Origin of the sequence: Prochlorococcus marinus str. AS9601 (assembly GCF_000015645.1) — a bacterium.
In the GTDB taxonomy this organism is placed as follows: Bacteria; Cyanobacteriota; Cyanobacteriia; order PCC-6307; family Cyanobiaceae; genus Prochlorococcus_A; species Prochlorococcus_A marinus_O.
In genome coordinates, this window is sequence record NC_008816.1 from 458,215 (window position 1) to 479,243 (window position 21,029).

Below are 21,029 nucleotides of genomic sequence, written 5' to 3' on the forward strand. Positions count from 1 at the left end.
ATGAACAAACAACCTAAAATCGAGATTAATGAGACAAAAAACTTCGTTGATAAAAAGGAATTGAATTTGTGGAAAAGAGGTTTTACCCCTCAAGCTGAAATATGGAATGGCAGGATGGCAACTGTTGGTATAGGAATTATTTTTATAATTATTGCTTTAATAAGCAAGTTTTCTTAATAGAAAAAATTAATTTTCTTAAAAGTATTTTTGAAAGAATTTTTTAAAATACTCTTGTTCAGCCGATGCATTAAATTAAAAAGTATTGTTTTTATTGGACTAGAGATAAGATTATTGATTTAATCAAAATAATGAATGTTTTTATTATTTATAATTTTATATGACGCCTGAAAGGCTTGGATTACTTTGGGGGATAACTGTATTTGCAGGCGCTTGCGCTCGATTATTTTCTTCTTTTACAGGATTCCCAAGTGTTGTTATTTTATTGCTTTCTGGATTATTAATTGGAAGATCAGGACTGGGACTTGTTGAGCCTTTAGATCTCGGGCAAGGGCTTGAAACTATTGTGGGGCTTTTGGTCTGTTTGGTTCTTTTTGAAGGGGGATTAAATTTAAAACTTCCTGAGGGGAATATAAGAAATACTGTTTTAAAAATTTCATTGGTAAGACTTTTTATTTCATTATCAGCTGGAATTTTCATTGCTCATTGGCTGGCTGGCCTCTCATGGCAAGTCGCAGGAATATATAGTGCCATAGTTCTAGCTACTGGACCAACAGTTGTCTCTCCATTAGTGGAACAAATAAAATTAGCTTCCCCACTCTCGGAAGTTTTAAAAGCTGAGGGGTTGCTGCTTGAACCAATTGGTGCAGTACTAGCATTACTGCTTTTAGAATTGACTTTAGGGGATCTTCGTGGGATTAACGATGTATTTATAGCATTAATGCAAAGATTAGGAGGAGGAGTTTTAATCGGATTAAATGCAGGATGGTTATTATCAGAAATTTTAAAAAAAATAAAAAATGAAGCCTCATTTGGTATAGAGCTTCAAGTTACCCTTGGATTTATTTTTCTTGTGTATGGAATTTGTGAATATTTTTTACCAGAATCAGGCTTGCCGGCTTCAGTCGCGTCAGGTTTTATTGTAGGCAAAAGAGAAGTTATAGATAAGGAGAGATTGGATAATCTAATAGGTGAATTAGCTCAATTAGCAATAACAGTTCTTTTCCCTCTTTTGGCTGCTGACGTTTCTTGGGGTGAATTAAGTCCGCTAGGGTGGGGAGGGTTTGTTTGCGTTTTTATGTTGATGGTAATTGTTCGCCCTATCTCTATCTGGATAGCAACAATGGGGAGAGACTTGAACTTAAAAGAAAAAATATTTTTAGCCTGGTTAGCCCCAAGAGGTATTGTTACTGCAGCTGTAGCTTCTCTTTTTTCTATCAGATTAGAGCAGGCTGGTATCCTTGGGGCTGGCCGTCTTCAAGGTTTAGTTTTTCTTACTATTTTGATGACGGTAGGAATACAAGGACTTTCAGCTAAACCTTTGGTGAATAGACTTAAATTAGGCCAAAAAAATAATTTTGATTGATTAAAGACATCTTTCAATTCGAGTTCTATCAGTTTTACTCTCTGCGAAAAGCTCCCAACTTTGAATTAAATCTGGCCCAATGAGAGATCCAAAAAAGGCTACTCTTAATGATTTCATTAATATCCCTTTTTTAATATTATGCTTTTTTGAGATTTCGTTTATTATTTCTTTGGCTTTCTCTTTATTTAGTTTTATAGTATTTTTCTCAATTAAATAATTTAAGATTAGTTTTAAAGATAATTTGCTTTCCCGATTTTCCAGAAAATCTTGACCTTCTTTTTGAATTGTAGGTATTAAGAAAAATGGTTTAGATTGATCAATTGAATCTTTTAAAAGAGTCATAGAGTCTCTAATCAAAATTGCTAACTTATTAGCCCATTCTTGAGATGGCGGTTCCCAACCATTTTCATCCCAGTAAGTTCTCATGATCTCAACTAACTTTATTGATTCCATATTTTTTATGTATTGAGAATTAATCCAGTTGAGTTTTTCCCAACTAAATTTGGCTCCAGCTTTATTTATTTCTGATAAGTCAAAAATTTCAGATATCTCTTCAAGTGAAAGTATTTCTCTGTCGGCAGTTTTTGGAGACCAACCTAAAAATGCCATATAGTTCGATAGGGCCTCAGGTAAATATCCCATTTCTCTAAATTCATCGATTGAAGTAACGCAATCTCTCTTCGATAATTTTTTCCCTTCGCTATTTAGTATTAAGGGTGTATGCGAAAAAGTTGGCAAATTAAAATTTAATGCGTTATAAATCAATATTTGTTTTGCAGTGTTCGAGATATGGTCTTCACCCCTTACGACGTGAGTAATATTCATGAAATTATCATCAACTACAACTGCAAGATTATACAAAGGATCGCCAATCTCATATCCCTTGGCCCTTCTTGATAAAACTAAATCACCGCCCAAATCCTTCCCCTGCCATTTGATTTCGCCTCTTATCTGATCTATCCATTTAATAACAATTTTTTCATCAATCTTGAATCTTATTACTGAAGTCCGCCCTTGGGATATGAATGTTTCTATTTCTTCTTTTGAAAGACTTCTGTGTCTATTATCATGCTTTGGAGGTAATCCTTTCTTTTTTTGTTCTTCTCTTAATTCAGATATTTCATCTTCTGATGTAAAGCACCTATATGCAGCTCCACATTCTAATAGTTTTTTGATATGACTTTTGTGAATCGAAATTCTGTCACTTTGCTTTATAGGTTCTTCATCCCATTTAAGTCCAAGCCATTTCAAGCCCTGTAATATATTTTTTGTATATTCAGATTTAGATCGAAGAAAATCTGTATCTTCTATTCTGATAAGAAATTTTCCACCTATTTTTTGTGCATACAACCAATTGAATAGTGCTGTTCGCGCTGTCCCAATATGAAATAAACCCGTTGGACTCGGGGCTAGTCTTAAACGTTTTTCCAAATTTCTTTTAGAAAAAACGGGACCGACGGGATTCGAACCCGCAACTTCCGCCGTGACAGGGCGGTGCTCTAACCAGTTGAACTACGGTCCCAGAGTTTTGTTCTAAATTTATTTAGAACTTCATTCTTAAAATTATCAGATCATAATACTTAATTTATGGGGTTGTAATAAAAAAAATTTATTAATTTGAGGATTTACAGAAATAATTAGTTTTTTAACTGCCTTAGTGTATGTAACTATTTATTTTTGAGGTCTAAAACCAGCAGGTTCTATCAACCTAACTTGATTGCCTCTAGCAGTAAATTCTCTGCCTTGGTCACTTTGTACGACAACTCTCCCACCAGATTTAACTCTGATGACTCTTGCACGAACCCATCCTAAAGCTGCTGATTCGAGGACTTTTACTACGTCCCCAGGTTGAAGATCTAACTCCATCTTATGAAAAAATAATTTACATAATGTTGATCAAACGCGTCGTGGAGGACTTGAACCCCCGACATCAGGTTTTGGAGACCTGCGTTCTACCAACTGAACTAACGACGCATTTAAATGATTATAAGCGCCTTTGTGACCAATAGGTTGATTAATTTACAACTTTATCGATCAAAGCGTTGTTTAACGCGAGTAGCTTTTCCTACTCTATCTCTCAGATAGAATAACTTAGCTCTTCTTACTTTACCTCTACGTTCAACTTTTAGAGAGGCAACCTGTGGACTATGTAGCATAAATACTCTTTCAACGCCTATACCCTGAAAAATTCTTCTAACTGTAATAGTCTGGTTAATTCCTCCATGTCTTTTTGCTATGACAACGCCTTCATAAGGTTGGACTCTTTCTTTATTACCTTCTGTAATTTTCACTCCAACTTTAACAGTGTCACCAACATAAATTTCTGGTAATTCTTTTTTTAATTGTTCGTTCTCAAATTCCCTAATAAGATTGGATGCGCTTAAGGTTTGCTTAGTCTCAGAAACCGTATTTTTTTCTTTTTGTTCAACTGCTACATCAACTGATGCCTCAGCTTTAATACCGGTTTCTAAATCCTTCTCTTGTTTCTCTTTGGCCATTTTGGTCATTATTATCCTACAAGTTCTATATCTTAACCTTTTGTCTCGCCTTTAGTAACCTTTTTGGTAAATGAAATTGTTTTTGAAAACATTTGGAATCCTGTGACGAGCATCCATAAAACTCCAAGGGAATTAAATATTACGTATATAAGTTCTCCATTATCTCCAAGCCATTCGCCCTCATGGAGAGACATTAACCAATGAACTTGTTCTTTAGAGTAACCCAGTAAATCTTTTGAAACCCTATATAGAAGACCAGTAATTGAAGATATAAATAATGGAAGAAAAATCCAGGGCGCCAAAGCCTTATGAAATTGCCTAGAATTAAATAAAGTTTTCATTTTCGTTTCTTTCCTATTGTTATTGATAGATTTAAGGTAGCCAAGATCATAAAGGCTATTTTGAAGATATTTACTTATTACTATTATTTATTCCAATGAGACATTTTGCAGATCTTTTGTTAAATAAAAATAATTCCAAAGCTAATGATCAAGTTCCTTTTATTCAGAGGAGAAGAGGAATCGAGATAAAGTCTTCACGGGAAATAAATTTGATGAAAAAATCTAGCAGAATTGTAGCTACCGTTTTGAGAGAAATTAATGACTTAATTAAACCTGGAATGAGTACAAAAGATTTAGATGATTTCGCGGAAAAGAGGATAAAAAGTTTTGGAGCTGTGCCAAGTTTCAAGGGCTACCATGGATTCCCTTCTAGTATTTGTTCTAGTATTAATAATGAGGTTGTCCACGGTATTCCAAGTAAAAATAAAATAATTAAAAATGGTGACTTGGTTAAAATTGATACAGGGGCATATTTAGATGGTTTCCATGGAGATAGTTGTATATCAATTTGTGTAGGAGAAGTTAGTCCAAAGGCTCAAAAACTTAGTGATGTAGCTTTTAAAGCATTGTATGCGGGCCTTTCGAAAATCAAAGCCGGGAATACACTTCTTGATGTGGCTGGGGAAATCGAAGACGTTGTCGTAAAAAATGGCTTTAGTGTTGTAGAAGACTACACAGGTCATGGAGTTGGACGAAATCTTCATGAAGAACCATCGGTATTTAATTTTCGGACCAAAGAATTGCCTAACGTCGTCCTTCGCGAAGGAATGACATTAGCGGTGGAACCTATTGTTAATGAAGGGACTAAATTTTGCAAAACACTAAATGATAGATGGACCGTAATAACAAAAGATGGAAAACTATCTGCCCAATGGGAGCATACAATAGTTGTTTTAAAAGATGGTATTGAAATATTGACAGATCGAGATTTCTAGGCACTAAGATTTATATTTATAGATAATTTGGCAATATAAATAATTAAAAAATTCTTTCAATGGGAAAAGTACATATGTTAAAGGGTTTGGACTAATTATTACTAAATAATTTTTTGAATTGGCTAGATCATAAATTTTTTTAGAAACAAATTTGGGACTCATTATTCCGAGAGGATTTAATTCTGATTTAAAAGGCCCTAAGATGATTTTTTTAATTATTAATTTTTTCTTTGTATTTTTATCCAGTAGATTTTTTTTGAAAGAAACTAATTGACCGATAAGGGATTTACTAATCTCATATGATGGATTTAGGGCGGGTAATATTTCTGCTTCAGATGTATTTATCCAAATCTCTTTTTTTGTTTGTGAATCATTGCTTAGAGCAATATCTTCAAATAAATTTAAAAATTTGAATTTGCTTAGTGCATTTATCTCAATTGAGTTTTCATAATTAGAATTTTCTCTACTCAAATCATAGATACCATGGTTCAAAATCAAAATGTCTATATGCTCTAATTGTTTTTTTAATGACGACTCCTTCCCACATTCCCATGTAATCCATTCATTTGGAGATTCAAGATTTATTTCATAATTAGTTTTACTATGAGTAAATCCAATCACTTTATATCCTTTTTGACGAAACAACTTTGTTAATTCTTTCCCTAGCGCACCTGAGGCTCCAGTAATCCCTATGGTTTTTTCGTTTTTGGTTAGATTTATCATTTTGCTTGATTTTTATGATATACCAAAGAATTAAAATAAATTTACCAAAAAAAGACTATTTTATTTTTTTATTTGATTAAAACTCATAAATAAATATTTGTTTAGTTCTGAAAAAAATATTATCTTAAACCTATTAATAAATAATTTACTAAATTATGAGCGATATATTATTAATCGGCTCATGTGAGCCATTTAGTGGTAAGTCTGCAATGGTTCTTGGGATAGCAAAAAAACTTTTACAGAAGAAAAAAAAAGTACGCATTGGAAAACCTTTAGCAACGTGTATTGAACTTACAAATCTTCCCTCAATGTCTTATGAAGGATTAATAGATGATGATGTTAAGTTTATTGGATCAACGCTTAATATCGAAGAGGAGAATTTAATTTCTTCAGTAGGGTTATTGGATAATATCTCAGCTGAAAAAAGAATCTTCAATAAAGACTTACTCCCAGGAAAAGGTTTTGATCAGATTCAAGAATTGGTTAATGATGATTTTGAAGGTCTTAATATTTTAGAGGCAGCCGGAAGTCTTCATGAGGGTATGATTTATGGATTAAGTCTCCCACAACTAGCTAAGGATTTAGATGCGAAAGTTTTAATTGTAAATTTATGGGAAGATTGTAAAAGTGTGGATTCATTACTTGATGCGAAAAAACAATTAGGTGATAAATTGGCTGGAGTTGTATTAAATGGAGTTTTGCCGCAAGAACTCGAAAAAGTAAAAAATGAAATAATACCCTCTCTTAAAGATCTGGATATTGAGGTGTTTGGAGTGATGCCTAAATCCCCACTTCTTAGAAGTGTCACCGTAGGCGAGCTTGTAAGAAGACTAGATGCCCAAGTAATTTGTTGCCCTGAAAAAGATCAATTGCTTGTTGAAACATTAAGCATTGGTGCAATGGGGGTAAATTCTGCAATGGAATTTTTCAGGAGAAGACGAAATATGGCTGTAGTTACTGGAGCTGATAGAACTGATATCCAACTTGCTGCTTTGGAGGCTTCAACTCAATGCCTTATTTTAACTGGTTTAGGAGATCCTTTGTCACAATTGATTCATAGAGCGGAGGAATTGGAGGTGCCAATTTTAAAGGTGGAATTAGATACTCTTTCCTCTGTGGAAATTATTGAACAAGCTTTTGGTCATGTCAGAATACATGAATCAATTAAAGCTTCTTATGCTATTCAATTAGTTCAAGAGCATGTAAATCTAAAAAGAATTCTCGAAAAGATAGATTTTCCCTGCAATTTTTCAGATAAATGCTAATTTCAAATATAGGAACTTTATTATTTTGAGTCGCTCTTTAGATCTACCAGCAACTGAAGGTGTTGATGCCTTAGCTCAAGAACTTGCAAAACTCCAAGATAATGGGAAAAGGAGAATTGCTTTTTTAGGTAGTAGACACGTGCCGGTCGTAGATATCCACTTAATTGAGTTGATAGCAAGGTCGTTAGCAGAGGAAGGACATAATATCCTTACGTCTGGATCTCAAGGTGTTAATGCAGCTGTTATTCGAGCGGTCTTAGATATTAATCCATCATTATTAACTGTTTTATTACCACAAAGTCTTGATAGACAAATTCCTGAAATAAAGGACCAACTTGAGAGGGTTATGCATTTGGTTGAAAAAAGTGAAAATGATGAATTACCTTTGCCACTTGCAAGTAGTCTTTGTAATCAAGAAATTATTACTAGGTGCGATCAATTAATATGCTTTGCCTTTCACGATAGTGAAACTTTGCTAAATAGTTGTAGATGTGCTGAAGAAATGGGCAAAGTGGTTAGTTTGTTATTTTTTGATTAAATTAACCCATTTCCCCTTAATAAAAGATGATTTATGCTAATAATATTTAGCGTATAATAATTTACTATGGCAGAAAGTTTTTCATTTGATGTAGTTTCTGATTTTGATAGACAAGAATTAGTCAATACTTTGGATCAAGTTAAAAGGGAAATTTCTCAGCGTTACGATTTGAAGGGTACGGATACTTCGGTTGAATTAGATAAAGAAAATATCTTTATAATCACCAATAGCGAACTAACCTTAAATGCTGTAAATGACATAATTAGACAAAAGGCAATAAAAAGAAACTTATCTTTGAAAATATTTGACTACGGTGAAACTGAAATGGTTAGCGGTAATAGAATCAAACAGACAATTTTATTAAAACAAGGAATTAAACAAGAAATTGCAAAGAAAATTAGTAAAAATATAAGAGATCAAATAAAAAAAATTAATGTCAGTATCAATGGAGAAACTCTCAGAGTAGCTAGTAAGAGCAAAAATGATCTTCAATTAGCAATTAAGCTTGTTAGTGAGTTGGAAGAGTCTTTGAACATTCCTCTAAAAGCTAATAACTTTAGATAATATTTTAGTAGGGTTATTTTAAGAATATGGCAGATCATTCAGAATCTCTCATTAAATCACTCATTAAGAAGGTAAAAGAATATCCTCGTTTTTCAAAAGGAGAAATAGAGAAATTTTGTTGGATGGCGGTACATGAGCATAAGCATGGTGTTTTACCCTCTGAATATGACATAAGGGAGATAGATGAGGATCTTTATTTAGAACTTTTGCAAGAATTTAAATCAAATATTCACTAAAAATATCTGTATTTAAATTCACAATTATTAAAAAAATATTTTAATTAAATGTCTTATTAATGCACTAATTAGTCTATTTAAATATGATTAATTAAAAGAAAAAATTTAATGTCAACATCCTTTAAAAATGTCACACCAACAGGTCCTGGTGGGACAGCAACTCTTTTGATTGTATTGTCTTTTACTGGCTTTCTTTTACTTACCCAATCTCTTTTTGTTGTGCCTTCAGGACAAGTTGCAGTTGTTACAACATTAGGGAAAGTAAGTGGACCCTCTAGGAGAGCTGGTTTAAACTTTAAACTTCCATTTATTCAGTCTGTATATCCATTTGATATAAAAACTCAAGTTCAACCTGAAAAATTTGAAACTTTAACTAAAGATCTTCAAGTTATTAGAGCTACCGCTACTGTTAAGTACTCAGTAAAACCTAACGAAGCAGGAAGGATTTTCGCTACTATTGCAAGCAGAAATAGCGATGTTTATCAAAAAATTGTTCAGCCATCTTTGCTAAAAGCTCTTAAATCAGTTTTTTCTCAATATGAGCTAGAAACAATTGCTACTGAATTCGCAGTGATTTCTGAGAAAGTAGGAGATACTGTTGCACAAGAACTTAATTCATTCGATTACGTAGATGTTAAAAGTTTAGATCTAACTGGATTAGAGATCGCTGAAGAATATAGAGCTGCTATTGAACAAAAGCAAATAGCTGGTCAGCAATTACTCAGAGCAAAGACAGAAGTTGAAATTGCAGAACAAGAAGCACTTAGATATGAAACATTAAATAGAAGTCTCGACGATCAGGTACTTTTCAAATTATTTCTCGACAAATGGGATGGTAGTACACAAGTTGTTCCTGGATTGCCAGGTTCAGAAGGAGGTTCTCCTCCAGTAATAGTTGGTGGTAGAAGATAATTATTTAAATATAATTATTCTAAAGTTTTAATCATTTACTTATCTTTCTTTAAAGAAAGATAAGTAGATGATTATTTTTTTATTGCATTGAAAGATTCATCAAAAGCCTCGATAGTTTTATCAATTTCTTCTTCGCTGTGAGCTAGTGATGTGAAACCAGCTTCGAAGGGACTTGGCGCTAGGTAAATTCCTCGTCGAAGCATTTCTTTATGCAACTTACCAAAAAGTTCGGCATCATTTGTTTTTGCTTCATTAAAGTTCCTAACAGGCCCATCGCATAAGAAAAATCCAAACATAGCACTTACACTTCCACCGTTGATAGCGATACCATTATTTTCTGCAGACTGAATTATCCCTTCAATTAATCTTGAAGTTATTAAATCAAGTTTATCGTAAGTACCATCTTGTTTGAGCAGTTCAAGAGTTTTTATTCCAGCAGTCATTGCGAGTGGATTGCCACTTAAAGTTCCTGCTTGGTATACAGGTCCTGAAGGCGCTACCATTGACATTATTTCTTTCTTACCCCCATAAGCTCCAACAGGTAGGCCTCCGCCAATTACTTTGCCAAGGGTGGTTAAATCAGGAGTAACCCCAAACTTTTCTTGAGCGCCTCCGTAACTTATTCTAAATCCAGTCATTACTTCGTCAAAAACTAATAAGGATCCATTCTCAGTGGTTAATTCCCTTAATCCTTCCAAGAAACCAGGTTCTGGAGTAATGAATCCAGCATTTCCAACTATAGGCTCGAGTATAACCCCCGATATGGCATCAGGATTTTCAGAAAATAATTTTTTTACTGCTTCAAGGTCATTGTAGGGTGCAGTAAGTGTGTTGGCAGTTGTTGTCCGTGGAACACCTGGAGAATCTGGTAAACCCAAAGTGGCTACACCAGATCCTGCTTTCACTAAAAACATATCCGCATGACCGTGATAGCAACCGTCAAATTTAATAACTTTATCTCTTCCAGTAAATGCTCGCATGAGTCTCAAAACAGCCATGCATGCTTCAGTTCCACTGTTAACAAATCTAACCATTTCTACAGACGGGACTGCATCTATTACCATTTCAGCAAGTTTGTTCTCTAGAACGCATGGAGCACCAAAGCTTGTCCCTTTCTCAATCGCTTCCTGTAATGCCGTTGTAACTTCAGGGTGGGCATGTCCACATATAGCCGGCCCCCAGCTTCCTATATAGTCAATATATCTATTCCCATCAATATCCCAAGCAAAAGGACCTTTGACTCTGTCAAAAACAATTGGCTGGCCACCTACAGATTTAAAAGCTCTCACTGGAGAACTAACTCCTCCTGGCATTAGTTGCTGGGCTGCAGAGAAAATTTCTTCAGATTTTGTGTAATTTAATATGTCAGTCACAATTTAGCTAAATGGTGTTTTGAGAAAAATCTTGTCATGTTCTAAATTAGAAATAAGTAAAAATTTTGTCAATCAGAATGAAATTCTACATTATGATATTTTTATTGCGATAGTTTGGATTGTAAATTATTAATTTTAAAGAAATCATGATAAAAAACAATCTTACTTACGATAACTCTTTATTAATAAGCGTTTTCAGACATTAAAGAAATTCAATTTATTTCATTTATATTTCGAAGAAATTATCCTCATCCTCAAAAAAATCTGCATTTATTTCGTTTAAGTTAAGATCTATCATTACTGGGGCATGATCACTTGGGCGTAAATTACCTCTAGGGCAGCTGTCTATGACACAACTTTTAAGTTTTGATGACAGTTCTTTGCTGATATATATATGGTCTATTCTCCAACCTTTATTTAATTCAAATGCGTTATTACGGTAATCCCACCAACTCCAATGGCCAGTATTTTGTTCATAAATCCTGAACGAATCTATTAATCTTTTTTTCAGAACATTATTTAGTGCACTTCTCTCTATCTCAGATGCCATTATTCCTCCTTCATATTTCTTTGGATCATGAATATCCAAGTTAGATGGAGCAACATTAAAATCACCCATTAGACAAATTAATGCTCCTTTTTTTTCTTGATCATCTAAAAATGAAGCTAAACAATTTAACCAATTAATTTTGTATTCGAACTTACTAGAATCTAGAGAAGATCCATTTGGAACATAGACATTTATGATTTTAATACCATTAATATCTGCAGAAATCAATCTTTTTTGATCTAGGAAAATTTCGATATTTTGATTAGTGTCATTACAACCGTAGAATCCTTTTTTAACATTTTCTGGCTTTATTTTGGAAATAATAGCCACACCATTGTATGATTTCTGTCCGTAAATCTCTACTGAATATCCTAATTTTTCAAAAGCTTCAATAGGGAAATTATCATCCACCACTTTTGTTTCCTGCAAACATAGAATATCTGGATTGGATTTATTAATCCAATCTAATATTTGTGAAAGTCTGGTTCTTATAGAGTTAACATTCCAAGTTGCTATTAACAAATTTCTCCCAAATTATGTAAAATTAAAATAGCAAAAAATTTTTGGCTTTAAAGAATTTTGAAATCAAATAAAATGAAAAATTATTTTTGCAAAAGCGTTTCTAAACCAATTTCGGTTGTAATTTTTTTTACTTTATTAATATCCTTAAAAAGTGATTGTCTAAATGCTGAATATTTATTTGAAGAATTAGAAATCGATACCTCAACTAAAACAGAAGATGATAGTTCAGCTCTTCCAACTAATCCTTTTGAACTTGTGGAAATGATTCGGAGACAGAATAGTATGAATGATGCGACTGATCCTTCTGATGCAATTGACGATGCGTTAAGGTCTTTTAATAGTTTGAAGGAAAATCAAGAAATTTAATACGATAAATTGTTATTTTCAAATTTTTAATATGTTAAAAAACCCTATCCCAAAAGTTACTAACCAATTACAGCACAGAGCAATCGGTATTATTAATGGTAAATTCACTCCCCTTAGTAATGATCAATTAAATAGAGGATTTTTAATTGACAATAAAGAAGAAAAAATTGAAACAGTAGTTCTTGGTAAAGCATTATCACTTTTAAAAAAGCATATTGATTTAAAGAAAAGTTATTATTGGATTGTTTATCCAAAGAATAAAAATACTCAAAACTTGCATTTACAGGTCGCAGGGATATGGGATCCCTATCAACTGAATGATTTCCCTAATGATTCTTCAAAAACTAACTTCTCCAAATTATTAGAAGAATTAGATCTAAAAGACAATTATTTTTCTGTTAGAGGAGAATTAGTTTTTGTTAACACTCAAAAGAAAGAAATTGTTATTAAAATCTGCCCTGCTGTAAAATCAAAAAATTTAAAAAATAAAAATTTTAAATTAGTTATAAAAGGAGAGCTTTCTCTTGAGCTTGTGCATAGTTTTGTCAGTTTAGATATCAACAGAGATGGAAATTCTTTGCAATTAATTAAGTACGAAGTGATTGAAAAAAATCTTTCTAAAAATAACTAGAATGAAAGGTTGATTTTCACCGCAATTTTACCAGTTAAAAATCTTTGATTTATGGATGATATTTTAATTGAATGTTCTCCAGGTATCTCTGGAGATATGTTGTTAGGAGCTTTTTATGATTTAGGAGTGCCTAAAAAAGTTATTGATCAGCCACTTATTGATCTTGGATTAAAGGATCTATATCAACTAGACTTTAAGGAATCAAAAAGTTGTTCAATCCGAGGCATCAAGGCAAAGGTTAATAATACTGACAGTAGTCCTATTAATAGAACTTGGAGAAGTATCAAAAAACTTATTTTAAATGGCGACTTAGAAGAGAAATTAAAAAAAATAATTTATGAAGTATTTGAATCTTTAGCAATTGCGGAAGGAAAAGTTCATGGCATTAAATCTGATGAAGTTCATTTTCATGAAATTGGAGCTTTAGATTCATTGGTGGATATAATTGGAGTATGTGCTGCATTGAATTACTTAAATCCAAAAAGGGTTTATTGTAATCAACCAATGCTGGGGAAAGGTTTTGTTCAAACTGAACATGGTAAATTATCTGTTCCACCTCCTGCTGTAATAGAGCTAATAAGGCAAAAAAATATCAAGGTTTTATCAAGCCTTAACTCAATAGAGGGTGAACTCTCAACACCAACTGGTATTGCTTTACTTGCTAACTTAGTCGATTATCTTGAACCTCCCTCAAAATATTCTATTAAATCCTATGGAGTCGGCATTGGTAATCTAAAATTTACATTCCCTAATTTGGTAAGAGTTTATAAAATTACTTCATTTGAGAATTTTCCTATTAACGATAATGAACAAATTAGTCCAAAGTGTGAAGAGATATCTATTCAAGAAGCGTGGATTGATGACCAAACACCTGAAGATATATCTAATTTTGTGGAGAAACTTAGAATTGAGGGAGCTTACGACGTTTCCTATCAAGCTATCAATATGAAAAAAAATAGAATTGGATTTTCTATTCAAGTAATCTTGCCCATAGAGAAAAAAGAGTTTTTTAGGAGATTATGGTTTGATTATTCCAACACTATTGGGGTTCGTGAAAGGACCCAATCTAGATGGATATTACTTAGACGCAGAGGAGAATGTTCAACTACTTTTGGAAATATAAAAGTTAAACAAACTTTGAAACCAGATGGATCAATAATTACGAAACCAGAAAATGATGAGGTTTTGAGATTACAACTAGAGCATAAAATATCAACTTACGAAATAAGAACAATAATAAAAGAATCAGGTGAAAAATTTAAAGCATTTGAAAACTGGAAATGAGATTTAATATAAGTAAGCAACAATATTTGAAATTCATTAAAAAAATTAATTTTGGTAATTTAAAGAGTATTTTCTTTATTTCAAGCTTGTTATATTTTTGCATCTATTTTTTTGATAATATTGATCGAATTTCTTTTGATATTAATTTAGAAAGAAATGGAATTAATCTATTCTTATCATTTTTATTTTGTGTTTTAAGTATTTACTTGAACGCTTATGCATGGAAATATATTGTTAAATGGTTCGGGAAAGAATTTAAAAGTAATAACCTAATCTCTTTTTATGTTTTAACTAATATTCTTAAATATGTTCCAGGAGGGGTTTGGCATTTTGTTGAAAGATTTAATTTTATAAAAAAAATAAGTAATCCAAAGATTGCTTTATATTCGACGCTCATAGAACCTTATTTTATGTTGAGTGGATCTTTTCTCTTGGCATCGGTTGGATTGATTTTTTCACCACTTTATTTTTTTTTAATTTCTCCTTTAGTATTCTTAAATAGGAAATTAGTTTATCTTATTTTAAAAAGAATAGGGCTTCTTAAAGGAAAAGTATTTGAGGTTTTGAGACTTCCAAATTCAAAGGACCATTTTGCAGAGAGAATAAATATAATTTCTTTTTTCCCTACTAGAGCTTTATTACTTGAAATTGGTTTTGTTTTATCTAAATTTGTTGGTTTTTATATTTGCTTAAATGCCTTTTATACAACTAATAATCTGAACATTATATTTTTATTGGTAATCTTTTCTTTGTCATGGTCTTTAGGCTTGGTAGTCCCAGCAGCTCCAGGAGGACTTGGGGTTTTTGAGGCTTGCCTCCTTTTATTTGTGGGCAAAAGTATTCCACAAAATGTAATTCTTATTAGCTTAGTTTATTATAGGGTTATATCTACCTCGGCAGATTTGTTCTTAAGCCTACCTTTCTTAATAAGAAAATTTTCTAAAAGAATTTAGTTTTTTTTCTCTAAGCTTGGTATCAATGTAATTGATGCAATAAGGCCTAAAGTCATGATAAAAATGGCTGGTAATATCGCCTCTACCATTCTTTCATCTCCAGCATATTGATATATCCTCACAGATAATGTATCAAAATCAAATGGTCTCAAAATAAAAGTTATGGGTAATTCTTTTATCGTGTCTACAAAAACTAAAAGTGATCCTACAAATATTGGTCCTTGAAGAAGAGGTAGATGAATTCTTTTGATGATTCCTGGCCAATTCTCTCCTAGTCCAAGTGCAGCTTCATCAATACTAGGAGAAATTCTCTCAAGACTTGAATCAATAGAACCCTTAGAAATAGTTAAAAATCGAACAAGATAACCCCAAATCAGCAAGCAAATAGCAATGAAATTGAATTTTGAAGAAGAAATGCTTATTAAAGACAAAGCTAATACAGTACCCGGAATTGCGTAACCTATTCCCGCAAGGTTTGTTATAAGTCCTAGTAATAAGCTTTTATTCGGACGTCTTGCTAAGGAAATTATTAAAGAGAATAACATCGTTATTAATGCTGTAAATAATCCTAGACTTATGGTCCTGAATGATAGGGTAAGTAATTCTATCGATAACCCTTTTTGAATTTGATCGATATTGAGCAGAACCCAAAAACATGGAATTCCAAAAGAGAAAATTGGAGGGAATAAAGATATTGTTATTGCTAAAAAAGCTCTTGTTTTTTTTAATTCCCACCCTTGAGAATCTTTTGATGCAGGATTTTCACTCCACCTCTTTGATTTTCTTCGCGAGATTTTTTCAAAAATAATTAAAGTAAAAATTATTAATAAAGCTACCAAAGATAGTCCAATAGCACTTTTTGGATTACCCTCAATTATCCAATTTTCGGCTATACCTGTAGAAATACTTGGAATATTTAATAAAGCAAATGTACCTAACTCATTCATTACTTCCATACACATTAAACTTATCCCTGTTATTAGTGCTGGTAACGCCATTGGAAAAGCGATTTTAAAGAAGCTCCTCCATGGCCCAACTCCTAGTCCTCTACTAGCATTGATTTGATTAACTCCAAATTTATTAAAACTTTCGTTAGCAAGAATGAATACATATGGATAAGTAGAAATTGAAAGTATTAATACGCCCCACCATAAACCGGTTACTTGATACCCAAAAATACTTCCTAAATCCTGCAAAACAGCTGTCATTAGGTATGCTGGGGCGGCTAGTGGAATGAGTTGACAAATACGGAGAACTTTTCTGAACTTAAAATCACAATTTGAAAGTAACCATCCATTTAAAGTGCCTAATCCTCCTCCAAAAAAACTTGTTAGTACTAAAACTTTTAAAGTTTCTAATATCTCTTCTGCCCCAGCAATACCTAATGAAAAATTACCACTTACAACATATTGAACTCCTTCAAGAAGAAAATTGGAAATTGGAATGATTACTAAAAATGCGACAATAAACGAAGTAAAATAAAAAAGTTTTAATTCGGTTAATGCTTTTTTAAATCCTTTAATAAGTATTTTCAAAAAATAATTAAATCCTAATATGAACTCTAATCTGAATTAAATCTACATGATGACAGTTGATTTTTAATAGTTTGGTGATCTAAGTTTTTCCCAATTAATACTATCTTGTTAGATTTTTCTTTTGTCCATTCCTCATCATCTAGAGAAAACCGCTTTCCAGATAGGTGAAAAATGTGTTTTCTTTCACTTTCCATAAACCATAATATTCCTTTTGCTCTAAATACATTTTCTGAGATTTGATTATCTAAGAAATATTGAAACTTCCTTAAAGAAAATGGTTCAAATGTCTCATATGAAACTGAGGTAAAACCCTCGATATTATTGATCAAATCGTGGGAATGAGAAGAGTGATCGTGGGAATGAGAAGAGTGATCGTGGGAATGAGAAGAGTGATCGTGGGAATGAGAAGAGTGATCGTGGGAATGAGAAGAGTGATCGTGGGAATGAGAAGAGTGATCGTGGGAATGAGAAGAGTGATCGTGGGAATGAGAAGAGTGATCGTGGGAATGAGAAGAGTGATCGTGGGAATTTTGTTCTATATTTTTTTTATTTTTCTCGAATTCAAAAGTATCCGTCTCAAATAGACCCACGCTCATTATTGTATGTAATGCAACTTCACTATTAGTTGATCTCAAAATCCTTGGTTCTTTTTTTATTTTATTTATAAACTCTTCTATTTTCTTTAATTGTTTTTCATTTACTAAATCAGATTTATTAAGAAGAAGGATATCTCCGTATAAAATTTGAGAATAGGCGATACTTGTATTATTAATTTCAAAATCAAAATTTTCGCCATCAATGACAGTGATTATCGAATCTAATCTTACTTTTTCTCTAAGATCACCAGCCGCAAAAGTCATGGCTACTGGTAATGGATCTGCTAATCCAGTTGTTTCAACAATCAAATAGTCTAATTTTTCAGCTCTTTCTAAAACTTTGGATACGGTATTTAATAACTCGCCATTGATAGAGCAACATATACATCCATTATTTAATTCGATCATATCTTCTGAGCCTTCTATTATTAAGTCATTATCTATTCCGATTTCTCCAAATTCGTTGACTAGAACAGCTGTTTTAATACCAACTTGATTTTTTAAAATATGATTTAGTAGTGTAGTTTTGCCAGAACCTAAAAATCCACTAATAATTGTAACTGGCAATAAATTTTTAGACATTTTGAATAGTTGAAAACAAGTTTATATTTTTATTGATCGAAAATTTTGTTGATTTCCGAAGCTAATGTTTGATCCAGATTCGTAATACCTCCCAGATCATGTGTATTTAATTTAATTATTACTTTTGCATAAACATTCTCCCAGTTAGGATGATGATTATATTTTTCACAGATTAAAGCAACCTTAGTCATAAAAGCAAAGGCTTCAATAAAATTAGCGAAGTTAAATTCTCTTTGGATTTGTTTAGATTTAATTTCCCAGCCAGGTATTTTGACAACTAATTCATTCAATTCTTCATCTTGCAAAATGTAGGGTTCCATTAAATAAGAAATCTGACTTATTACATTATAAATATCTTACGTTTTCTCACCAATTATATGTACATTAATGATTCTTTCTTTTTGATCAAATCGATGTTCCCATAAATAAACTGCTTGCCATGTGCCAAGCATAATTTTACCGTCTTGAAAACTCAAAGATAAACAAGTGTTTGTTAGGGATGTTTTAATATGTGCTGGCATATCGTCAGCCCCTTCTTGATAATGTTTATAGGATATTTCTTCTCTATTTTTTGATAAGGTTAAGTAGGAATTATAGGGGACTATAGATTGCATATACTTTTTTAGGTCCCTCAGTACATTGGGATCTGCGTTCTCATTAATAGTTAAACTGCAACTTGTATGAAGTGAAGTTAAATTTAAAATTCCGGAATGAAAATTATTTTTTTCAACACATAAATTTAAATCATATGTGATATCAATAAAACCCTCGCCATTGGTTATGAATTTTAATTTTGAAAATATTTGTTCCATATAAGTTAAAACTTAATTAATCGATATCCTATTATGGATAAAGATACATGTTTTACTGCAGACATTAAAATTTTTATCTTAAGATAAATTTAATTTCCATTTAAATCTTTGGCTGATACTCATTGGAATAAACTAGGTGCTTACCTTAAAGAAACACAAATATTAGGTTCAATCCAAAATACACTTTATTGGGATCAGAATACTGGAATGCCAAAGAAAGGTGCTTCTTGGAGGTCTGAACAACTTACTTATATTGCAAAAGTATTGCACGAAAGAAATTCTTCCGAGGAATTTTCTAATTTAATACAATCTGCTAAAAATGAACTAGCAGATATTGAACGAAATCCGATAATCAACTTCTCATAAAAGATAAAGAAAGAAATATTAGTCTTTTATTGAAGGAATTTAATAGAGAAAGAAATTTAGATCCTAAATTAGTTGAGTCTCTAGCAAAGGCAAAATCTAAAGGGTATGAAAGCTGGCAAGAAGCTAAGGAAAAATCAGATTTTAAAATTTTTCTCCCTTTCTTTAAAGAATTAGTTAAATTGCGGATTGAAGAGGCAAAACAAACATCAGATCAATATTCACCATGGGAAACTTTAGCCCAACCCTTTGAGCCTGAATTAACTTTAAAGTGGCTGAATAAAATGTTTCAGCCTTTGAAAGAAACTCTCCCAGAGTTGATTAGAGTTATTAATAAATCTAAGAAATATCATTGGGATTTGAGTCCAGAATCTCAACATAATTTATGTACTCAATTACTTGATGAGTTTGGCAGAGATAAAGATCTAGTTGTTGTTGGTAAATCTCCCCATCCTTTTTCGATTACATTAGGGCCTAATGATTACAGGATTACTACAAGAATTGTTGAAGGTGAACCATTATCAAGTTTTTTAGCAACTGCGCATGAGTGGGGGCATTCTATTTATGAGCAGGGTTTGCCATCTCAAAGTCATCAATGGTTTGCTTGGCCTTTAGGTCAAGCAACCTCTATGGGTATTCATGAAAGTCAATCTTTATTTTGGGAAAATAGAATAGTAAAATCTAAATCTTTTTCAAAAAGATTTTTTAACAAATTTGTTTCGGCTGGATGTTCTCTTGATAATTATTTAGAGCTATGGAAATCGATTAATCATTTGGAAGCAGGATTAAATAGGGTTGAAGCGGATGAATTGACTTATGGCTTACACATATTAATAAGAACCGAACTTGAAATAGATTTAATTGAAAGAGGGTTACCTGCTGAAGATATTCCAACAGAATGGAATAAAAGATATGATGAATTCCTAGGAATTAGACCATCTAATGATTCAGAAGGTTGTCTTCAAGATGTTCATTGGAGTGAGGGGGCGTTTGGATATTTCCCCTCATATTTGTTAGGACATGTTATAAGTGCGCAAATATCTTCTCAAATGGAAAGAGACATAGGTTTGATTGACAACTTAATTGAAAATGGTGAATATCAAAAGATCATCTTTTGGTTAAAAAATAATATACATAAATATGGCAGATCAGTTAATTGTATGCAGTTGGTAAGAGCTGTAACTAATGAAGAACTATCGCCAAACTATTTTATTAATCATTTAAGGTCTAAAATAAATGATTTTTGCTGAAACATTACTTTTGAAGAATTTGGTTAGGTGTAAGGATGTAAGATAAATAAAAATAATTTCCTGATGGCAAATCTAAATCAGCCCCCAAGCAGGGTTACTCCAAATTTATTGCACATACTAAATGCTTTCACTGATAGCTCAAATACAATAATAAACACTATTGTTGAATTGAACTCTAATACCATAAATAAATATGAATTAATTACAGAAACGGGCCATCTTAAACTTGATAGGGTAGGTTATTCATCACTTGCGTATCCTTTTGCTTATGGATGTATTCCAAGGACATGGGATGAAGATGGAGATCCGCTTGATGTAGAAATTGTTGGGGTAACTGAGCCATTGATACCCGGATCTATTGTGGAAGCAAGGATTATTGGGGTGATGAAATTTGATGATGGTGGAGAGGTCGATGATAAGGTAATAGCGGTTCTAGCAGATGATAAAAGAATGGATCATATCTCAAGTTATGAAGACCTTGGAGATCATTGGTTAAAAGAAACAAAGTATTATTGGGAGCACTACAAAGATCTAAAAAAACCAGGAACATGTACTGTCAATGGTTTTTTTGGGATAGAAGAAGCTGTTAAAGTGATTAAAGATTGTGAAGAGAGATACAAAATAGAAATTGATCCTAAATTAGTAAATTAACTAATT

The 21,029-nt window shown here is 32.3% G+C and carries 24 protein-coding genes, 2 tRNA genes and 1 pseudogene; 14 read left to right on the forward strand and 13 right to left on the reverse strand.

Annotated elements, in window-relative coordinates:
- Entirely contained in the window at nt 1-177 is a 177-nt protein-coding gene (locus A9601_RS11655) for a high light inducible protein (protein WP_011817981.1), read from the forward strand.
- Nucleotides 178-337: 160 nt separating this feature from the next.
- Nucleotides 338-1,543, forward strand: coding sequence for a cation:proton antiporter (locus tag A9601_RS11660; protein WP_011817982.1), 1,206 nt, complete (start codon nt 338-340; stop codon nt 1,541-1,543).
- Here the strand turns inward: A9601_RS11660 and gltX are convergent, their stop codons facing one another.
- The 6 genes from gltX to A9601_RS11690 form a co-directional block, all read right to left on the reverse strand.
- Nucleotides 1,544-2,974: a glutamate--tRNA ligase gene (gene gltX, locus A9601_RS11665; RefSeq protein WP_011817983.1), complete on the reverse strand. Its 1,431-nt coding sequence runs from the start codon at nt 2,972-2,974 to the stop codon at nt 1,544-1,546. It abuts the gene before it with no gap.
- Between the two features lie 17 nt (nt 2,975-2,991).
- A tRNA-Asp gene (locus A9601_RS11670) sits at nt 2,992-3,065 on the reverse strand.
- Nucleotides 3,066-3,214: 149 nt separating this feature from the next.
- Nucleotides 3,215-3,409, reverse strand: a complete 195-nt coding sequence (locus A9601_RS11675) for a hypothetical protein (protein ID WP_002807701.1) — start codon at nt 3,407-3,409, stop codon at nt 3,215-3,217.
- Nucleotides 3,410-3,444: 35 nt separating this feature from the next.
- Nucleotides 3,445-3,517 (reverse strand) — tRNA-Trp (locus A9601_RS11680).
- Nucleotides 3,518-3,570: 53 nt separating this feature from the next.
- Nucleotides 3,571-4,050 (reverse strand): 50S ribosomal protein L19, encoded by a 480-nt coding sequence (gene rplS, locus A9601_RS11685; RefSeq protein WP_011817984.1) that lies wholly within the window; start codon nt 4,048-4,050, stop codon nt 3,571-3,573.
- Between the two features lie 23 nt (nt 4,051-4,073).
- The gene (locus A9601_RS11690; RefSeq protein ID WP_011817985.1) at nt 4,074-4,382 is read right to left on the reverse strand and encodes a PepSY domain-containing protein; all 309 of its coding nucleotides are present in this window, start codon (nt 4,380-4,382) and stop codon (nt 4,074-4,076) included.
- Between the two features lie 95 nt (nt 4,383-4,477).
- On the opposite strand from A9601_RS11690, the gene map reads away from it, so the two are divergent.
- Nucleotides 4,478-5,317 (forward strand): type I methionyl aminopeptidase, encoded by an 840-nt coding sequence (gene map / locus A9601_RS11695; RefSeq protein ID WP_011817986.1) that lies wholly within the window; start codon nt 4,478-4,480, stop codon nt 5,315-5,317.
- A 3-nt stretch (nt 5,318-5,320) separates the two neighbouring features.
- Here map and A9601_RS11700 read toward each other — a convergent pair whose 3' ends face one another.
- Nucleotides 5,321-6,040, reverse strand: a complete 720-nt coding sequence (locus tag A9601_RS11700) for an SDR family oxidoreductase (protein WP_011817987.1) — start codon at nt 6,038-6,040, stop codon at nt 5,321-5,323.
- Nucleotides 6,041-6,195: 155 nt separating this feature from the next.
- Here A9601_RS11700 and A9601_RS11705 point away from each other — a divergent pair, with 155 nt between their 5' ends.
- From A9601_RS11705 to A9601_RS11725, 5 genes are all read left to right on the forward strand, one after another.
- Nucleotides 6,196-7,305, forward strand: a complete 1,110-nt coding sequence (locus A9601_RS11705) for a phosphotransacetylase family protein (RefSeq protein WP_011817988.1) — start codon at nt 6,196-6,198, stop codon at nt 7,303-7,305.
- 25 nt (nt 7,306-7,330) lie between these two features.
- Nucleotides 7,331-7,843: a hypothetical protein gene (locus tag A9601_RS11710; protein WP_011817989.1), complete on the forward strand. Its 513-nt coding sequence runs from the start codon at nt 7,331-7,333 to the stop codon at nt 7,841-7,843.
- Nucleotides 7,844-7,909: 66 nt separating this feature from the next.
- Entirely contained in the window at nt 7,910-8,407 is a 498-nt protein-coding gene (locus A9601_RS11715) for a YajQ family cyclic di-GMP-binding protein (RefSeq protein ID WP_011817990.1), read from the forward strand.
- Between the two features lie 26 nt (nt 8,408-8,433).
- Nucleotides 8,434-8,643: a hypothetical protein gene (locus A9601_RS11720; RefSeq protein ID WP_011817991.1), complete on the forward strand. Its 210-nt coding sequence runs from the start codon at nt 8,434-8,436 to the stop codon at nt 8,641-8,643.
- Nucleotides 8,644-8,751: 108 nt separating this feature from the next.
- Nucleotides 8,752-9,555, forward strand: a complete 804-nt coding sequence (locus A9601_RS11725; RefSeq protein WP_011817992.1) for a prohibitin family protein — start codon at nt 8,752-8,754, stop codon at nt 9,553-9,555.
- A 71-nt stretch (nt 9,556-9,626) separates the two neighbouring features.
- Here A9601_RS11725 and hemL read toward each other — a convergent pair whose 3' ends face one another.
- Together hemL and xth are read right to left on the reverse strand one after the other, a co-directional pair.
- Nucleotides 9,627-10,928 (reverse strand): glutamate-1-semialdehyde 2,1-aminomutase, encoded by a 1,302-nt coding sequence (hemL, locus tag A9601_RS11730; RefSeq protein WP_011817993.1) that lies wholly within the window; start codon nt 10,926-10,928, stop codon nt 9,627-9,629.
- A gap of 226 nt (nt 10,929-11,154) precedes the next feature.
- Entirely contained in the window at nt 11,155-12,000 is an 846-nt protein-coding gene (gene xth / locus A9601_RS11735) for an exodeoxyribonuclease III (protein ID WP_011817994.1), read from the reverse strand.
- A gap of 72 nt (nt 12,001-12,072) precedes the next feature.
- On the opposite strand from xth, the gene A9601_RS11740 reads away from it, so the two are divergent.
- From A9601_RS11740 to A9601_RS11755, 4 genes are read left to right on the forward strand one after another with little or no spacing between them, the layout of a single operon-like run.
- A complete protein-coding gene (locus tag A9601_RS11740; RefSeq protein WP_011817995.1) occupies nt 12,073-12,366 on the forward strand; it encodes a hypothetical protein in 294 nt (97 codons plus the stop codon).
- 31 nt (nt 12,367-12,397) lie between these two features.
- Entirely contained in the window at nt 12,398-12,997 is a 600-nt protein-coding gene (locus tag A9601_RS11745) for a hypothetical protein (protein ID WP_011817996.1), read from the forward strand.
- A 51-nt stretch (nt 12,998-13,048) separates the two neighbouring features.
- Nucleotides 13,049-14,281, forward strand: a complete 1,233-nt coding sequence (gene larC / locus A9601_RS11750; protein WP_011817997.1) for a nickel pincer cofactor biosynthesis protein LarC — start codon at nt 13,049-13,051, stop codon at nt 14,279-14,281.
- On the forward strand, nt 14,278-15,234 hold the full coding sequence (locus tag A9601_RS11755) for a lysylphosphatidylglycerol synthase domain-containing protein (RefSeq protein WP_011817998.1): 957 nt from the start codon (nt 14,278-14,280) through the stop codon (nt 15,232-15,234). Before larC ends, A9601_RS11755 begins: the two co-directional genes overlap by 4 nt.
- Here the strand turns inward: A9601_RS11755 and A9601_RS11760 are convergent.
- The 4 genes from A9601_RS11760 to A9601_RS11775 are packed head-to-tail and all read right to left on the reverse strand — an operon-like array spanning nt 15,231 to nt 18,759.
- A complete protein-coding gene (locus A9601_RS11760; RefSeq protein ID WP_011817999.1) occupies nt 15,231-16,769 on the reverse strand; it encodes an ABC transporter permease in 1,539 nt (512 codons plus the stop codon). The genes A9601_RS11755 and A9601_RS11760 overlap by 4 nt on opposite strands.
- A 26-nt stretch (nt 16,770-16,795) precedes the next feature.
- The gene (locus tag A9601_RS11765; protein WP_011818000.1) at nt 16,796-17,947 is read right to left on the reverse strand and encodes a CobW family GTP-binding protein; all 1,152 of its coding nucleotides are present in this window, start codon (nt 17,945-17,947) and stop codon (nt 16,796-16,798) included.
- A gap of 29 nt (nt 17,948-17,976) precedes the next feature.
- Entirely contained in the window at nt 17,977-18,267 is a 291-nt protein-coding gene (locus A9601_RS11770; RefSeq protein ID WP_011818001.1) for a 4a-hydroxytetrahydrobiopterin dehydratase, read from the reverse strand.
- A gap of 36 nt (nt 18,268-18,303) precedes the next feature.
- The gene (locus A9601_RS11775) at nt 18,304-18,759 is read right to left on the reverse strand and encodes a secondary thiamine-phosphate synthase enzyme YjbQ (protein ID WP_011818002.1); all 456 of its coding nucleotides are present in this window, start codon (nt 18,757-18,759) and stop codon (nt 18,304-18,306) included.
- Between the two features lie 108 nt (nt 18,760-18,867).
- Here A9601_RS11775 and A9601_RS11780 point away from each other — a divergent pair.
- A pseudogene (locus A9601_RS11780) lies at nt 18,868-20,372 on the forward strand (carboxypeptidase M32).
- Nucleotides 20,373-20,435: 63 nt separating this feature from the next.
- Nucleotides 20,436-21,023, forward strand: coding sequence for an inorganic diphosphatase (locus tag A9601_RS11785; protein WP_011818003.1), 588 nt, complete (start codon nt 20,436-20,438; stop codon nt 21,021-21,023).
- Nucleotides 21,024-21,029 lie beyond the last annotated feature (6 nt).

Coding starts and splice junctions, on each gene's coding strand:
- A9601_RS11740 (WP_011817995.1), top strand. CDS start 12,073: ATGAAAAATTATTTTTGCAAAAGCGTTTCTAAACCAATTTCGGTTGTA.
- A9601_RS11785 (WP_011818003.1), top strand. CDS start 20,436: ATGGCAAATCTAAATCAGCCCCCAAGCAGGGTTACTCCAAATTTATTG.
- A9601_RS11690 (WP_011817985.1), bottom strand. CDS start 4,382: ATGAAAACTTTATTTAATTCTAGGCAATTTCATAAGGCTTTGGCGCCC.
- A9601_RS11675 (WP_002807701.1), bottom strand. CDS start 3,409: ATGGAGTTAGATCTTCAACCTGGGGACGTAGTAAAAGTCCTCGAATCA.
- A9601_RS11770 (WP_011818001.1), bottom strand. CDS start 18,267: ATGGAACCCTACATTTTGCAAGATGAAGAATTGAATGAATTAGTTGTC.
- A9601_RS11765 (WP_011818000.1), bottom strand. CDS start 17,947: ATGTCTAAAAATTTATTGCCAGTTACAATTATTAGTGGATTTTTAGGT.
- A9601_RS11755 (WP_011817998.1), top strand. CDS start 14,278: ATGAGATTTAATATAAGTAAGCAACAATATTTGAAATTCATTAAAAAA.
- larC (WP_011817997.1), top strand. CDS start 13,049: ATGGATGATATTTTAATTGAATGTTCTCCAGGTATCTCTGGAGATATG.
- A9601_RS11705 (WP_011817988.1), top strand. CDS start 6,196: ATGAGCGATATATTATTAATCGGCTCATGTGAGCCATTTAGTGGTAAG.
- map (WP_011817986.1), top strand. CDS start 4,478: ATGAGACATTTTGCAGATCTTTTGTTAAATAAAAATAATTCCAAAGCT.
- A9601_RS11655 (WP_011817981.1), top strand. CDS start 1: ATGAACAAACAACCTAAAATCGAGATTAATGAGACAAAAAACTTCGTT.
- A9601_RS11775 (WP_011818002.1), bottom strand. CDS start 18,759: ATGGAACAAATATTTTCAAAATTAAAATTCATAACCAATGGCGAGGGT.
- A9601_RS11720 (WP_011817991.1), top strand. CDS start 8,434: ATGGCAGATCATTCAGAATCTCTCATTAAATCACTCATTAAGAAGGTA.
- rplS (WP_011817984.1), bottom strand. CDS start 4,050: ATGACCAAAATGGCCAAAGAGAAACAAGAGAAGGATTTAGAAACCGGT.
- A9601_RS11715 (WP_011817990.1), top strand. CDS start 7,910: ATGGCAGAAAGTTTTTCATTTGATGTAGTTTCTGATTTTGATAGACAA.
- A9601_RS11700 (WP_011817987.1), bottom strand. CDS start 6,040: ATGATAAATCTAACCAAAAACGAAAAAACCATAGGGATTACTGGAGCC.
- A9601_RS11745 (WP_011817996.1), top strand. CDS start 12,398: ATGTTAAAAAACCCTATCCCAAAAGTTACTAACCAATTACAGCACAGA.
- A9601_RS11725 (WP_011817992.1), top strand. CDS start 8,752: ATGTCAACATCCTTTAAAAATGTCACACCAACAGGTCCTGGTGGGACA.
- A9601_RS11660 (WP_011817982.1), top strand. CDS start 338: ATGACGCCTGAAAGGCTTGGATTACTTTGGGGGATAACTGTATTTGCA.